Annotated in this window: 14 protein-coding genes and 1 pseudogene; 8 read left to right on the forward strand and 7 right to left on the reverse strand. The window is 46.2% G+C overall.

From position 1 onward, the window contains the following. The first annotated feature begins 319 nt into the window (after positions 1-319). Positions 320-886, forward strand: a complete 567-nt coding sequence (locus QUB11_RS23655; RefSeq protein WP_333201468.1) for a transposase — start codon at positions 320-322, stop codon at positions 884-886. A 593-nt stretch (positions 887-1,479) separates the two neighbouring features. Further along, positions 1,480-2,331, forward strand: a complete 852-nt coding sequence (locus QUB11_RS23660) for a hypothetical protein (protein ID WP_333256484.1) — start codon at positions 1,480-1,482, stop codon at positions 2,329-2,331. A 538-nt stretch (positions 2,332-2,869) separates the two neighbouring features. Here QUB11_RS23660 and QUB11_RS23665 read toward each other — a convergent pair. Then, positions 2,870-3,814 (reverse strand): glutathione S-transferase C-terminal domain-containing protein, encoded by a 945-nt coding sequence (locus QUB11_RS23665; protein WP_333201492.1) that lies wholly within the window; start codon positions 3,812-3,814, stop codon positions 2,870-2,872. A gap of 208 nt (positions 3,815-4,022) precedes the next feature. Then, positions 4,023-4,925: a hypothetical protein gene (locus QUB11_RS23670; RefSeq protein ID WP_333201472.1), complete on the reverse strand. Its 903-nt coding sequence runs from the start codon at positions 4,923-4,925 to the stop codon at positions 4,023-4,025. 328 nt (positions 4,926-5,253) lie between these two features. On the opposite strand from QUB11_RS23670, the gene QUB11_RS23675 reads away from it, so the two are divergent. Further along, a complete protein-coding gene (locus QUB11_RS23675; RefSeq protein WP_333201474.1) occupies positions 5,254-6,189 on the forward strand; it encodes a class I SAM-dependent methyltransferase in 936 nt (311 codons plus the stop codon). A gap of 303 nt (positions 6,190-6,492) precedes the next feature. After that, a complete protein-coding gene (locus tag QUB11_RS23680) occupies positions 6,493-6,816 on the forward strand; it encodes a hypothetical protein (protein WP_333201476.1) in 324 nt (107 codons plus the stop codon). Between the two features lie 175 nt (positions 6,817-6,991). On the opposite strand, the gene QUB11_RS23685 is transcribed toward QUB11_RS23680, so the two are convergent. Next, entirely contained in the window at positions 6,992-8,344 is a 1,353-nt protein-coding gene (locus QUB11_RS23685; protein WP_333201478.1) for a cytochrome P450, read from the reverse strand. 141 nt (positions 8,345-8,485) lie between these two features. On the opposite strand from QUB11_RS23685, the gene QUB11_RS23690 reads away from it, so the two are divergent. Next, entirely contained in the window at positions 8,486-8,626 is a 141-nt protein-coding gene (locus QUB11_RS23690; protein WP_333201480.1) for a hypothetical protein, read from the forward strand. On the opposite strand, the gene QUB11_RS23695 is transcribed toward QUB11_RS23690, so the two are convergent. The 3 genes from QUB11_RS23695 to psb28 form a co-directional block, all read right to left on the reverse strand. Beyond that, entirely contained in the window at positions 8,595-9,464 is an 870-nt protein-coding gene (locus tag QUB11_RS23695; RefSeq protein ID WP_333256487.1) for a methylated-DNA--[protein]-cysteine S-methyltransferase, read from the reverse strand. The genes QUB11_RS23690 and QUB11_RS23695 overlap by 32 nt on opposite strands. Positions 9,465-9,747: 283 nt before the next feature. Further along, positions 9,748-10,254 carry a MogA/MoaB family molybdenum cofactor biosynthesis protein gene (locus QUB11_RS23700; RefSeq protein ID WP_333201484.1) on the reverse strand — a complete coding sequence of 169 codons (507 nt, stop codon included), beginning with the start codon at positions 10,252-10,254 and terminating at the stop codon, positions 9,748-9,750. Positions 10,255-10,440: 186 nt separating this feature from the next. Beyond that, the gene (gene psb28, locus QUB11_RS23705) at positions 10,441-10,776 is read right to left on the reverse strand and encodes a photosystem II reaction center protein Psb28 (protein WP_333057059.1); all 336 of its coding nucleotides are present in this window, start codon (positions 10,774-10,776) and stop codon (positions 10,441-10,443) included. Positions 10,777-11,365: 589 nt separating this feature from the next. On the opposite strand from psb28, the gene QUB11_RS23710 reads away from it, so the two are divergent. From QUB11_RS23710 to QUB11_RS23720, 3 genes and pseudogenes are all read left to right on the forward strand, one after another. Continuing rightward, positions 11,366-11,818 carry a MarR family transcriptional regulator gene (locus tag QUB11_RS23710; protein ID WP_333201486.1) on the forward strand — a complete coding sequence of 151 codons (453 nt, stop codon included), beginning with the start codon at positions 11,366-11,368 and terminating at the stop codon, positions 11,816-11,818. Between the two features lie 14 nt (positions 11,819-11,832). Beyond that, positions 11,833-12,597 carry an NAD(P)-binding domain-containing protein gene (locus QUB11_RS23715; RefSeq protein ID WP_333201488.1) on the forward strand — a complete coding sequence of 255 codons (765 nt, stop codon included), beginning with the start codon at positions 11,833-11,835 and terminating at the stop codon, positions 12,595-12,597. Between the two features lie 139 nt (positions 12,598-12,736). Beyond that, a pseudogene (locus QUB11_RS23720) lies at positions 12,737-12,995 on the forward strand (transposase); the annotation flags it as partial. A gap of 119 nt (positions 12,996-13,114) precedes the next feature. On the opposite strand, the gene QUB11_RS23725 reads toward QUB11_RS23720, so the two are convergent. Next, positions 13,115-14,245 (reverse strand): S-layer homology domain-containing protein (locus QUB11_RS23725; RefSeq protein ID WP_333201490.1); only part of this gene is annotated, 1,131 nt, incomplete at its 5' end.

Here is a 14,245-nt window from a genome sequence, read left to right on the forward strand (position 1 = left end):
CGCCTCAGCCTCAGCCAAGAAACCGGGTTTCTGCGATAATTTTGGCATCCTAGCGAAGATTTGGGTAAGAAACCCGGTTTCTGAACCCCACGCGAGCGCCCCTCAGCCTCAGCCAAGAAACCGGGTTTCTGCGATAATTTTGGCATCCTAGCGAAGATTTTGGTAAGAAACCCGGTTTCTGAGTCCCACGCGAGCGCCCCTCAGCCTCAGCCAAGAAACCGGGTTTCTGCGATAATTCTGGCATCTTCACGCCCGATTTGGGTAAGAAACCCGGTTTCTGAACCCTCCCCTTCCGCTAGCCACTCACCTATCCTCTGATATGCCACGTCGCCAAATTATCTTCCAAGCGGGTAATTACTACCATGTTTATAACCGAGGTAATAACCGTCAGCTTATCTTTTTTGAGCGAGAAAACTATATTGATTTTTTACGTCAATTAAGAAACCATCTGATTATTCATGGTGTCGATATTATTGCTTATTGTTTGATGCCGAACCACTATCATTTATTAGTTTACCTGCAAACGGATGATTTTTCCAAGCTGATGCAGTCATTTACTCTGTCTTATGCTAAGGCTATCAATAAACGCTATCAAAGGGTGGGTTCACTATTTCAGGGACGGTTTCAGGCGATTCATGTGGATGGAGAAGACTATTTATTACACTTAACTCGATATATTCACTTAAACCCAGTCTGTGCTAATATAGTTGAAAAAGCAGAGGATTGGGAGTTTTCCAGCTATCAGGAATATATTGATTTGCGTCAGGGAAGTTTACCTAAAATAGATGGAGTGCGATCGCAATTTTTTTCAGCCGATGCTTATCGTGACTTTTTAGAAGGTTCAACTAGCGATAAATTAATCCAGTATTTAACATTTGAAGAATAGAAGGCTTTAAGAAACCGGGTTTCTGGGAGAATTTTGACATCCTCACGCCCGATTTGGGTAAGAAACCCGGTTTCTGAATCCCCACGCGTGTTTCCAGAAACTCCAAGAAACCGGGTTTCTGGGAGAATTTTGGCATCCCAACAGAGATTTGGGTTTCAAACCCGGTTTCTCTCTCAACCCCCCACGCGATCGCGCCTAACCCTGAGCCAAGAAACCGGGTTTCTGTGATAATTTAGGCATCCTACCCAAGATTTGGGTTTCAAACCCGGTTTCTGAACCCCACGCGCGACTATATCTAGTTGTTATAATAAATAAACCTGAGCATTTTTTCTTCTAATAGAATAGCTTGTATTAATTGCCAGATGAAGATTAAGCGCGATCGCCCCCCCGGAGAGTGACAGAAGAGGGATATAGGGTTTAATCTTCAATATTGCGATCGCAATATAAACGCATTCTTAATATTCTGTTTATTCCTTGCTATTGAAACTGTTTCAGAGTAATCTAGTAACCATAAGTCAGTTATAATATTTTCATAAGTTGGATTCACGAAAAATTTCTGCAAGTTTAACTCACATCTCTGGCGCTCAAATCATATGGACACATCTGAAAAGTTTTGTTTTTGTACTCTAGCTGTAGGTGATAGGTATCGTGCTCATGTAAAGATGCTAGCTCAAGATATCCAGACCCATATGCCTTCCACAACTTTATGTATCCTAAGCGATCAACCAGAGCAGTTTAAAAATTTCCCTCATGTTCTGGTGTTCAAGCACCACCTCCAGAGTGTGAAAGGGTATCATGACAAACGTTTCGTTCTTGAAAAAGCTCTCTCACTATTTGAGAGTTGTATGTTTTTAGACTCTGATGTTAGATTGCTAGGCCCTCTAGTAGAAGAAATGAATTGGTCTCCTGGAATTACAGCAAGAGCAGGTACTGATTTGGTCAAACACATACAAAACATTAAAAATCCGAAAGAAATTGAAGTTATAAAAGCAGCAGGGCAAAAACTAAATATTGATCTTCAACAAGTGAAGTGGCTTCACGAGTTTATGTTTGTCATGAAGAGACAGAATGGATTAGAAGGGGAATTTTTTGAACTTTGGCAGACAATTTCTTACTTTTTTGAAATGCAAGAAATCTATCATGGTGAGGGTTATGCTATGGGGCTAGCTGCGGCTCGAATTGGGATGACATTTGATTTTTTCCGCGAAGACAAATTTCCATTCTTTAAGGATAATATTGAACGAGTAAGAATCCAAAATGGACAAGCAATTATTCAGGAGAAACAAATTTACTTCGACATCCATAAACAGATTGAATATCCCAAACGTTCCCTTTGGGAGAAAATCAACAACAAACTAAGTAAACAGGTTGTGTTTTATTATCGATTATTTAGACTGAGAGTTTTTATTAAAAAAGATCCTAATTATTATAAAATCTTTGGATGAGTATACAAAAAATAATGGCTCTTCATTACTTGGTATGCCAACTTGTATAGAAATGTAGTCAAAACCTTTGCTCCGCAAAGGTTTTGACTATTTATTTAGATGAATTGGGCTAGAATGAGCGATATTTCGTTTAATCCTTATTTAATATTGTTTCCGGTTGCATCGGAATGATTTAACCACAGAGAACGCAGAGAACACAGAGGGAGATAAGAGAGATGAATAATTCCGATGCTACCGGATTTGATATAACAAGGTTTACAGCTTGATTTTGGGTTGTTTAGCATACTACGTACTGAAGAACCAAATATTTCAACCTGAAAGCAGATGATGCAGTAATTTGCAGTATAGAAAATGGAAAAATAGTCATAGAGCCTGTAAATCAGAAAGTTTCCAAATATACCTTAGATGAATTATTAGCAGGCGAAATAGAACCGGGCGAAGAAATCTCTTGGGGAAAACCAGAAGGAGAAGAATTTTGCTAAAATATATCCCCGAACGAGGTCATTTTATTCGCTTCAATTTCGATAATCACAGAGATTTATGGAGAAACCCGGTTTCTGAACCCTGCGCGATCGTGAGCTTTGAGCAAACTCGCCGGATCGGGCCCAGCGGGGATAATGCAGCCGGGATTCAGCGGGAACAAATTGCCGTAATAATCGCGCTTGACAGCCTCCAAATCGCAAGTGCCCGCAACTCCCGGTAACTGGTACAAATCGCGCAGATAAGCTCCCAAATGCTCGTAATCTTGAATGCGGCGCACATTGCATTTGAACAAGCTGTAGTAAACAGCATCAAAACGGAATAGAGTAGTAAAAAGTCGCACGTCTGCTAATGTCACCCGATCGCCACAAAGGTAACGACTCCTCAACAGCGATCGATCGATCTCGTCTAAAACAGCAAACAATTCACTGCAAGCCGAGTCATAAGCAGCCTGAGATTGCGCGAAACCGCAGCGATAAACGCCGTTATTCACCGATTGGTAAATCTTCTCATTCCACTCGTCAATTTGCGATCGCAAATCCAGAGGATAAAGATCCATTTGAGGATTGCTAGCAAACTCATTAAACTCCGAGTTTAGCATCACAATAATTTCCGAACTCTCGTTATTGACGATCGTCTTTTTCGAGTCATCCCACAGCACCGGCACCGTACACCGCCCCTGATAGCCCGGTAAAGCCAACTGGTAAAGTTCCGGCATCGTGTTGCAGCCAAAAGTCTCCGACTCCATCACCCACATTCCCCCTTCAGAGGGATAGACAATAGACACGGATATCGCATCCTCAAGCCCTTTGAGCGCCCTCGTCACCAGAGTGCGGTGCGCCCAAGGGCATCCCGTACCCACGAAGAGGCGATATCGTGCCGTGGCGGGCTGGTGAGGGTTGTCTGGTGCAGTGCTGACAAAGTTGCGGAAACTGCTGCTGGGGCGAATGTATGCTCCCGTGCGATCGGGCGGCGCTAGTTTTGACATCATTAATTGCCACATTGATGTCCAGACAAATTTGCCTAGCTTGACTGTTACGGATGAAGGAAGCGATTTGTTTTTCACAATGCGATTAAAAGAGGTTTGCTAAACATAATCTGCTTATTTTAACTCACATTGCCAGGTTTATTCCCTCGTCCCCAGGCTCTGCCTGGGAACGCATATCCCGAGGCTCTGCCTCGCTCTGTTGCCTCACCTGGGAAAGACTTTTCTAGGATCTGCCAGAGGCTATTTCAGCATAAGCTCGATCGATCAATCGGCGAGCAACCGTCTGAATTCCCGTATGTTCGTAATAATTGGTAGTCATGTCTAAAAACGCGGCGACATAATCCAATTTGTCATCGGCAACATCAATGTATTGCTTGAGATGGCCTAAAACTATAGCGGGAGTTAAGCCGCGAGACTGTACTAAATTGTTCATCCAACCTTGGGCTGAGGCGAAAGTTGCTGTCACAAATCCGAACTTTTGTGAATTATTTGCGCCGGGAATTAGATTGCTGATATTTTGGAATGTTGAGTTTTGCTGCAAGGTTGAAGGATTCAATCCGCCTAGGGTATTTTGTGCTACTCTAATGAAGTCCGGGCCAAGGGGAATTAAACCGTCAGCACAAACTAAAGCAGCCATCCGCATCACAGATTCGCTTTTGTAATTTGATAAATAATTACCAAAGCTTCCCACATTGTCAAGGGAAATATTGTTAAGTTTGCAGAAGGCAATTAGCTCGATCGCCACTTTGACGCACAAGTCGATCGTTTGAGTGGTGTCAGCTTTGGGAGTGAGGCGGTTGAGAAAGGAAAGAAAGCCGATGTTTTCGCCGATTTTATTCGCCATAGCCGTTGCACCTAACGCACTGTCGGCGCTGTCTGCTAACTGGTAAAGCCTGACTACGCCTTGATAGGGTTCATTTGGGTTGGCGTAAAGCTCGATCGCGCGATCACGAATTTTTTCAACTAATTTGCGCTTGGTTTCCCCTGTCACCGCTTGAATAGTATTATCAAAACCCGTGAGATTATTCCACTCCCCCGGAACCACAAAATCGAGAGATTTGAGCATCATCACAGTAACGCCCCCCGACGGCAAATTGTCAACCAATTCCACAATAGATTTGCTCATCACAAACTCCTGAATAGCCCGATTTAAATTGTTCTTCCAATTACTCCAACTTCGGCAAATCCGATTCCAGATTCCAGATAAATTCCCCACAACTAAGTAGGTAAGCACAAATAAATATTACACGACGAGAGCCAGTTTTGCAATCCTCTGAGCTTTTCTCTCTTCTCTAACTCTGCGTTCTCTGCGCCCTCTGCGGTTCATAAAAAGTCTTTACCACAAAACATTTGCATTTCACTCCCCAGCACAAAGTTAAGTTTCATTATATTAACCAACTCAAAAGCCCCGGCACGTGGTAAAATAAATGGCGCAAAAACGAAAAAAATAAAATATGACTGTTGCAGTTAACAAAACTCCGGGATTAGCCTCGCGTTTAGTAAATGGCGTCCTTTCCATCAAGCCTTTGGCTAATCTAGCCAAGCACCAAGCGCGGGAAATGATGATAAAAAGAGGAGAAAAAATCGGAGTGCATTGGCGACAAGAATCCCAAGCACTTTTGTCCCGGAATTGGGATGCAGAATTGCTCAGCGTTCAAAATCCCGATCTTGTTTACCCGAAATATTATCTAACATCATTCCACGCTTATGAAAAAGGTAATATGAGTTGGGAAGCTGCTACAGAAGTTGAAGTTGCCGCCCGTACAGTTCACGCCACAATTTGGCCGGAAGCAGGTGCAGAAGGCGATGCTAAACTCCGCGCCAGCTATCACGAAGTCATCAAATCTCAAATTGCTTCTTCACCGCAGGATATTGTTGATTTGGGATGCAGCGTGGGCCTGAGTACCTTTGCCCTTCAGGATATTTACCCGCAAGCGCAGATGACTGGGGTAGAGTTGTCGCCTTATTTTTTAGCAGTTGCTAAATACCGTTCCCAACAGCGAGAATCTGAATTTATCAATCAAAAATCTCCGACTTGGGTGCACGCTGCTGCTGAATCTACTGGTTTACCGGCGGCTGGTTTTGATTTAGTTTCTATTTGTTTAGTTTGTCACGAATTGCCACAGAAAGCTACTAGAGAAATATTCCGGGAAGCGAGGCGTTTGCTACGTGTGGGCGGACATTTGACAATTATGGATATGAATCCTCAGTCGGAAGTTTATGCCAAAATGCCTCCTTATATTTTAACTTTGCTCAAGAGTACGGAGCCTTATTTGGATCAGTATTTTGGGTTGGATATTGAGCAAGCTTTAGTTGATTCTGGTTTTGCCCAGACCACCATCACTTGCAATACCCTCCGACACCGAACTATTGTTGCTGAGGCAATATAGCGCTTTTCAGTATAGTGAAGTACAGATATCGGGTAGGACACGGCACTGCCGTGTCTAAAGCTGTATTTATTTAATTCGATTGAAAACTGCTATAAATGGTAAAGTTGCATAGATATTATTCAGTCTTTGGGGCGTTGCGTGAGTGTAAATAGTCTAATCTGTGGATTTTAAAATTTATGCGATCGCGCCCCCTACCGATAAATAATTCCGATGCTACCGGATTTGATATTAGACAGCCGTAGAAGCTATTCACAGCGCCATTCGTTACACATTTTGATAGAACCCTAAAAGAAGGACATCTTCATGAACCCGACTGCCCCCTCTCAAAACATCATCGATTGTTTACAGGTTATCTTGGATGCCACTGCATCGAAGAATTACGAGCTTTTTACTACAGTCGGTGATGCAGGCTACAAAGCGAGCATTACACAAAAAATGTTTGACGATGTTAGCGAGCAGCTCGCTTCACGCCTGCAAAAGGGATACTCAATTAATTATTTTGGTGAGATAAAACAAGGTAATTTTCCGATTTATTTGTGGAAGCTGAGTTTTGAAGATGGTGGAGATGAATTTGTGGCACACATGACGATGAATGAAGACAAAGTTGCTGGGATTTTCATCGAATAACATATCTTTCTTGACCGAAAGCATCCAGGATACCCGCCACGTGATTCATCCGTCCAGAAATAAAAAACCTGTATCCGATGAAACTTGCCGCCCGAATTTATCCGTGGGCTCAATGCTTCAATCTAAAATCTAAAATCTAAAATCTAAAATCGATTGACACGGTGTTTCACTGAATCTAACGCCGATCGCCCACAACCGTTAATCGAAACCGATCGGGCGGCACAAAGGTGATTCCCCGGCGCACCGGACGAATTGGCCGATCGAGATTCGATACAAACTCACGGGAAGACAGCACCGTTGCTAAAACAAGCTTCATTTCAAACATCGATAACGCCATCCCGATGCAGCTTCGACTCCCGCCTCCAAACGGTAAAAATTCAGAGGCGGAAAACTTGCGATCTAAAAAGCGATCGGGATTGAACCCGGCGGGATTTTCGTAGGTTTCAGGCCGACGGTGCGCCAAATAGACACAGGGGATTAAAATCGTTCCCGGTTGATATGTATAGCCTTCGAGTTCGATCGTCCGTTTCACCTTGCGCGGCTGCGAAATTAAGGCAATTGGATAAACCCGCAGCGCTTCCTTGCAGACTGCTGTTAAGTAGGGCGACTGCGAAAGCGCGATCGGATCGGGATTCTCGCCTAATTCATCCAATTCCTGCCGCAACCTAGCGAGACATTCGGGAAACTGATGCAGCCAGTAAAACGCCCAAGTCAAGGCCGATCCAGTGGTTTCATGTCCCAACAACAACAGCGTCATCAACTGATCGCGCAATTCTCGATCGCCGAGGGATTCGCCGCTGTCATCGCGGGCCATCATCAACACCGACAGAATATCCGTGCGAGACGAATCGAGAGAATGCGATCGCCTCTCGGCAATTTCCGCATAAATCAGCGAGTCAATCTGGGCCATCTGCTGCAAAAACTGCCCCCACGGACTCCAAGGCCCCAAATTTTGCTGCAACGGTTCAAAGAAAAATTGCATCGAGTACAGTTCAGAAGTAATCGCCTCTAAAAGGTTGCTGAGCAATTGTTTCAGGCGTTCGTAGCGCTCTCCCGGCACTAATCCAAACACGACTTGCAAGATTACTTGCAGCGAAATTTCTGACATTTCTTCGCGGACTGCGATCGCATCTGGGGCTTTCCAGTCGATCGTGTGCTTTTGCGTCAAATCAACAATCAAATGCCCTTGACTGTGCAACTGTTCCCGATGCAGCGCGGGCATTAATAGCTGTCGCTGTCGCAGATGTCGCGGCCCTTCATTCATAATTAGGGATTCATTTCCCACCAGCGGGCGAAATATGTTGGTCACTTTGCCAAACTCAAAGGCATCGGCTAACGTCGTAAACACCGCCTGAATCGCTTCTGGACTGCCCAGAAACACCACGGGGGGCGAAGCGGGCCCCAACACGCGGGCGGTAAATGTATCGCCGTATTTGGCCCAGGAGCGATCGAAAAATGCGATCGGGTCAGCTACCAGCGAAAGCGTTTGGAACAAAGCAGGAGAACGAGATCCGGTAGGCAGCGTCATTCGATTTTAGATTTTAGATTTTAGATTTTGGATTGACTTGCGCGAGATAAATTCGGGGGCGTGAGGATTTTAGATTTTAGATTTTGGATTGATTCCACGGATAAATCACGTGGCGGGTACCAGCTTTGAAATTCTTGGTCATTGAAAAACTGGCGATACAGCAATATTTCTAGTGTATTATCGATCGCCCGATCGCCGCCTGAAATTTATTTGTGGCCGATTGCTTCGGCAAGTAGCAAAAATAGTAATGCTATCGGGATCGATCGCAGATTGTACGGCTAGCTTCCCAGCCTAACATGACTGTTTTACGCTCTACTCCCCAGCCATAGCCACCGAGTTCTCCAGATTCTCGAATGACTCGGTGACACGGAATTAGATAGCCGATAGGATTGTTACCGATCGCATTTCCTACAGCTCTAGCAGCAGTTGGGCGTGCTACCATTTGAGCTATAGTTTGATAGGTGGCGATCGCACCAAAGGGCAATTGCAAAAGTGCTCGCCAAACTTGAATCTGAAAGTTAGTGCCTTTTACCAAGAGCGTTAATGGTTTTTGCTCGCTGAGAGTTTCTGAATTGAAAATCAGGTCACACAATGATTGAGTGGCTTGCTCATCACGAATAATTTCAGCGTTTTTCCATGCCAATCGCAGTCTTTGTGCGGCGGTTTGTTCGTCTGTTGTCTCCAAGAAATAAAGATTACAAATACCACGGGTAGTTGTAGCAATTAGAGATGTGCCAAAGGGGGTATCATGAATACCATAGCGAATTTGTAAACCTGCTCCGCCTGCTTTGAACTCCCCTGGTGACATTGCTTCTAAGTTCACAAATAAATCGTGTAATCGTCCGGGACTCGATAGTCTCACGTCCAATGTTAGGTCTAGAAGGCTTTTAGTCTGAGTGATTTTTGACTTGGCATATTCAACTGTCAGATATTGCAAAAACCGCTTGGGGCTAATGCCGGCCCATTGAGTAAATAGCCGTTGAAAATGATATTCACTGAGTCCTATGTGTTGGGCCACAGTTGCCAGATTCGGCTGGTTTAGGTGGTTTTGTCGCATAAAGGCGATCGCCCGAGCCATCCGGTGATAATCTTCGCTAGCATAGACACTCGCATTCTGCATCGAAATCATCTATCTAAGTCAAGGGATTTTTGGTGTTTCCTTACTTTAGCCATAGAGTAGGCTCAAAGCCACCCGTTTCTTGCGGTGAATGCACTCAGTCAATTTTAGATTTTAGATTTTAGATTTTAGATTGAAGAGATTGAAGAGATTGAAGAAAGCGACCTCACCGATCAACCCGGGGGCTTGCGATGAGGATGAGCGAGCTTTTTTCTCGATCCGCAGATGAATCGGGGGGCTTGTAACCAAATTTCTTTCGGTCAGTCAATTAACCGAACTCCCGCCCTCACCCTCCGCGCAACTGCGTCACCAAGTGAACTAATTCGGGTAAAATTAGCTTTTCCACAGCTAGTTTCACGCCATTGCTAGAGCCAGGAAGAGAAAAGACTAACTTGCCTTGATACACGCCTGCAACTGCGCGAGAGGCGATCGCCCTTGAACCAATTTCTTGATAGCTCAAAAACCGAAATATCTCCCCAAATCCCGGTAAAATCCTGTCGAGCAAACTCTCCATCACATCATAAGTCGTATCTCGGGGAGCGATGCCCGTGCCGCCGTTAAAAATGATTGCATCTACATCTTCACGCTGGGAAAAAGCCTGCATTTGCAATACAATTTTGGCTGCATCATCTTTAACAACAGTGTAAGCTACCACAGAGTGACCCGCATCTTTTAGCAGCTTTTTAGTTAACAAGCCGCTCTTGTCTGTTTCCGCCGAGCGCGTGTCGCTAACAGTAATGATAGCGCAGTTTACGGTTATTTTAGATAAGTCGGGGTGAGGAATTTGCGTCATATAACAGATGTTGAAGGAAGAAGGAAGAAGCAAGAAGGAAGAGGGAAGAGGGAAGAGGGAAAAGCGAAGAAGTCATTAGTTAGTTGTTATTTCTTCGTTGTTAGTTATTCATTATCAAATAACTAACAACCAATAACCAATGCCCCATACCCCATGCCCCATACCCCATGCCCTATTCCCCATCAATTATGCCTTGCTAAATCCTAAGCCGTTTGATTCCGAGTAGCGTTCCATAAAACGCATAAATCGATCCCATTCTTCGGGACTTCTCATTAGATAAAGAGCTTCCAAACCAGCAGGCTGACCGTTGATGAACTTAGCCTTAACCTCGCGAGTGAGGAGTTCGCCTTCTTCGTCGATCATGTACATTCCAGTAATGTCTTCGGTACTGGTGCTGCTGAGAGCTTTGGGATTTTCAAAGATAAACGTGGCAGTGCCTTGAGCTCCCGTTTTAGAACGGGTTAGGCGCACTTCGGGCACAGCATCTTCGTCTATACCCCGAGAAAATTGAATTTTAGCCATAATTTGACAGTCGAACCTTAAGGATTGCTTACTTAATTTCTTAATGTTTAATCATAAAACGATTCGGGTACTCGCAAATCAAGACTTGAGAGAGTGGGAGTGGGTGAGAGTGGGTGAGAGTGGATGAGAGTGAGGGAATCGGAGACAAGGGCGAGGGGTGATGGGTTGGTTCTTCTGAGATATTGCACCATTCTCAATAATCCTTTCAGGGCGGGCTCTCCTGCCCAACCCACAAGATAATCTAACCTGAGTTCGGGTTAAGCATAAGGGAGAAAAAAAGCATCGATATTGAGAGAAGGCTTCTTAGGATGAAGGGAATAAAGAGCACTTTCGCCGGGCTGGGTCGCAACCTGCCTCTGATCAAAGATTATGAGGCCCTGCCGCCTAGCCCAGAAGCCTTCGTATATGTGTCCACGATCCGCCTCATGCTCAAGCGGCTCACCAAGCCAAAGCTGGCGAAACGCCAATTTCACGCCCTATGAAACACGCACTTATAGGGATCGCCACAGAAAACCCAGAAAAAAAGTGAATTATAGGTATTGAACTATTATGTAGTGCGCTATATAATAGTTGTTGACTGGATTTAAAAATGGATAACAACTCGAACATCAACCAACGGCGACAGGTGGGGAGGCAGCTTTCGTTTGCCCTCTATAGTGCGTCGAACCGCGTCATTCGGCTTCATCGGCCCTTTCTTGAGCCTTTGGGCCTGACCTATCCTCAGTTTCTGGTCATGCTGGCTCTTTACGAGAGCACCCCGCGCACTGTTGGGGAAGTAGGGCAAGAACTCGGTATGGAGAACGGAACCTTGACGCCCCTCTTAAAGCGCCTTGAGAGCGCGGGGTTGGTGACGCGCACCCGTGACCAACAGGACGAACGCCGCGTTCTTATCGAGCTGACAGAAGCGGGCGAGGCACTCCGCTCCGCAGCGTGCTCGATCCCTGAAAAGATCGAGACGGCCTGCCGTCTCTCCGATGAAGACCTTGCCGAGCTTCGCGACACCTTGAACGCGCTGGCAATACCCCGTCAAACAACTCCGTAAAAGGATTATTTATCATGGTTGACACGAAGAAAATGAACATCGGGATCTTAGGCACTGGCCATATCGGGAAGACTTTGGCACGCAAACTCAGTGCGGCCGGACATGACGTGAAGGTGGCTAACTCTCGCGGCCCAGAGACGATCGAGGCCGATGTGCTGGCGAGCGGCGCACGCGCGGTCTCGACGGCCCAAGCGGTGGAGGACGTTGACGTGGTGATCCTCTCGATCCCTCTCAACCGCATTCCCACAATCGCGCCACTGATAGCCAACCTACCAGCCGAGACAGTCGTCATCGACACGTCGAATTACTATCCCCACCGCGACGACAAGATCGATGCCATCGAGGCCGGGCAGGTTGAGAGCCTTTGGGTTGCCGAACAGCTAGGCCGACCAATTGCCAAGGCGTGGAACGCGATCGGGTCTGGCTCCTTCGCCACCAAGGGCAAGCCTGCTGGAAGTCCTGACCGTATCGCCCTCCCTGTGGCTGCTGACCGCGAGAACGATCGCTCCGTGGCGATGGCGCTCGTCGAAGACACCGGGCTTGATGCTTTCGACGCGGGCACGATCGCCGATTCGTGGCGTCAGCAACCCGGCACGCCCTGCTATTGCACCGATCTCACGCGCGAACAGATGGCGGCAGCCCTGGCATCTGCCGACGCATCACGATCGCCAAAGCGCCGGGACTTAGCAGTTGCAGTGATGCAAGAGCGGCTTGGTGACGCCACGACAAATCCGGATGCCGATTTCGGGGTTCGTCTGAGCCGTGCGATTTATATGTAACGTGAGTTCGGGATAAGAAAGGGACAAGCAAGTAAGCTAAAAGTCATCACACCAAAGCTTTACAGGCTCGTCCCATGATTAGCTTAGAAGAACTATTTTGCGCTGTCGATGATTTCTGCCAAGTTTTTGAACCCAGATTGGGATTCAACTGATTACACAGCCAAAGTGCAATATGAAAAATAAGCTGATGCCACTGATGGATAAGCTACTAACGCGCAAACGCTCCATCATTGAGACGATTATCGACCAACTAAAAAACTTCTCTCAGATTGAGCATTCTCACCCGTCGCAGTCCGGTCAATTTCTTAGTCAACTTGGTCTGTGGATTGATTGCCTATTGCCTTCATCCTAAAAAGCCTTCTCTCAATATCGATGCCTTTTTTCTCCCTTCTGCTTAACCCGAACTCAGGTTAATCTACTCTTTGTGGAACAGGCCGGAAAGCCTGTTCAGCGAGAATGGTGCAAGATATAAGTTCTTTGTACCCCAAGTTCTCCTCTCCCTTGTCTCCCAATTCCCTTAGACGATGTAGGGAGAGTTAATTGGCTCGGCCCGCTTTGTGGCTACCAGAGTTTGGTAGATAAGGGCGGATATCTCGCCGCGGGTGATGTCGTGGGCGGGGGAAAGCTTTTCGCGCGCGGGATAGTTGACCACCATTTTGCGCTCTGTGGCGGTTGCTATCTCGTCGGTGGCAAAACTGGGAATCTGAGCTCGATCGACATAAACGCTCAAAGAATTGGGGTTGCCGCCCACCAACTGCAAGCCGTTTACCAAAGATACGATCGCCTGAACTCTAGTCAAATTCTGCTCCGGGCGAAACGTGCTGTCTGGATATCCAGCCAAAAAGCCAGCTCGATTAGCTTGGTCGATCGCTCCCTTGGCCCAAAAATCCGCCGCCACATCCTTAAAAACCGTCGCCTCACGGCGCGGCACCAATTCAAACGCCTTCGCCAACATAGCCGCATACTGAGCTCTAGTTAGACTCTCGTAAGGTTGAAAAGTGCCGTTGGGAAACCCGCTAACCATATTCATCTTTGCCAAGCGATCGATAAAATCCTTAGCCCAATGCGTGTTGGTGTCGCTGAACTGTAGCCCGCCAGGAGTCGGAGTTGCCGTCACATTGCCCAAATCAAATAAACCTTTCATCCGCGAAGAATTGAGCTGATTTCCCACCGCAGAAACCTTAACCCCAGTCGCGTTTTGCAAGTCTAATTCACCGTTATTCTGAAAAATATTGCCGCCCAAATCTTGAGCAGTACCAATATCTGGCAGCGACTTCCCCACCACAGTCAAACCGTCTTGCGTATTTTTTTCGATGCGATTTTTGCGTAAAATCGGCTGAGATTCCCCTGATAAAACTATACCGGAGCGATTTTCCAAAATTTGGTTATCAGCAATCAAAGGAGCAGACTGAGCTTGCAGAGAAATGCCGAAACCCGTCTTTTGAAAAATATTGCGCCGTATTTCTCCCTTAGCAGTTCCCGCCGTAATTACGCCAGCCGCTGAGTTTTCCATAAATATGTTGTCGAGAATCGCAGGATTAGCGTTCCCCGTGGCAAAAATGCCTTCGCGCTTACAACCCACATTCCGCACCCCCAACTGGCACATACGCGGATTGAGGGGGTAAAAGTGAATCATCCGAGACAAAGC

It is taken from the genome of Microcoleus sp. B6-A1 (genome assembly GCF_036705085.1).
Classification (GTDB): Bacteria; Cyanobacteriota; Cyanobacteriia; order Cyanobacteriales; family Microcoleaceae; genus Microcoleus.

Coding starts and splice junctions, on each gene's coding strand:
- QUB11_RS23655 (WP_333201468.1), top strand. CDS start 320: ATGCCACGTCGCCAAATTATCTTCCAAGCGGGTAATTACTACCATGTT.
- QUB11_RS23660 (WP_333256484.1), top strand. CDS start 1,480: ATGGACACATCTGAAAAGTTTTGTTTTTGTACTCTAGCTGTAGGTGAT.
- QUB11_RS23665 (WP_333201492.1), bottom strand. CDS start 3,814: ATGTGGCAATTAATGATGTCAAAACTAGCGCCGCCCGATCGCACGGGA.
- QUB11_RS23670 (WP_333201472.1), bottom strand. CDS start 4,925: ATGAGCAAATCTATTGTGGAATTGGTTGACAATTTGCCGTCGGGGGGC.
- QUB11_RS23675 (WP_333201474.1), top strand. CDS start 5,254: ATGACTGTTGCAGTTAACAAAACTCCGGGATTAGCCTCGCGTTTAGTA.
- QUB11_RS23680 (WP_333201476.1), top strand. CDS start 6,493: ATGAACCCGACTGCCCCCTCTCAAAACATCATCGATTGTTTACAGGTT.
- QUB11_RS23685 (WP_333201478.1), bottom strand. CDS start 8,344: ATGACGCTGCCTACCGGATCTCGTTCTCCTGCTTTGTTCCAAACGCTT.
- QUB11_RS23695 (WP_333256487.1), bottom strand. CDS start 9,464: ATGCAGAATGCGAGTGTCTATGCTAGCGAAGATTATCACCGGATGGCT.
- QUB11_RS23700 (WP_333201484.1), bottom strand. CDS start 10,254: ATGACGCAAATTCCTCACCCCGACTTATCTAAAATAACCGTAAACTGC.
- psb28 (WP_333057059.1), bottom strand. CDS start 10,776: ATGGCTAAAATTCAATTTTCTCGGGGTATAGACGAAGATGCTGTGCCC.
- QUB11_RS23710 (WP_333201486.1), top strand. CDS start 11,366: ATGGATAACAACTCGAACATCAACCAACGGCGACAGGTGGGGAGGCAG.
- QUB11_RS23715 (WP_333201488.1), top strand. CDS start 11,833: ATGGTTGACACGAAGAAAATGAACATCGGGATCTTAGGCACTGGCCAT.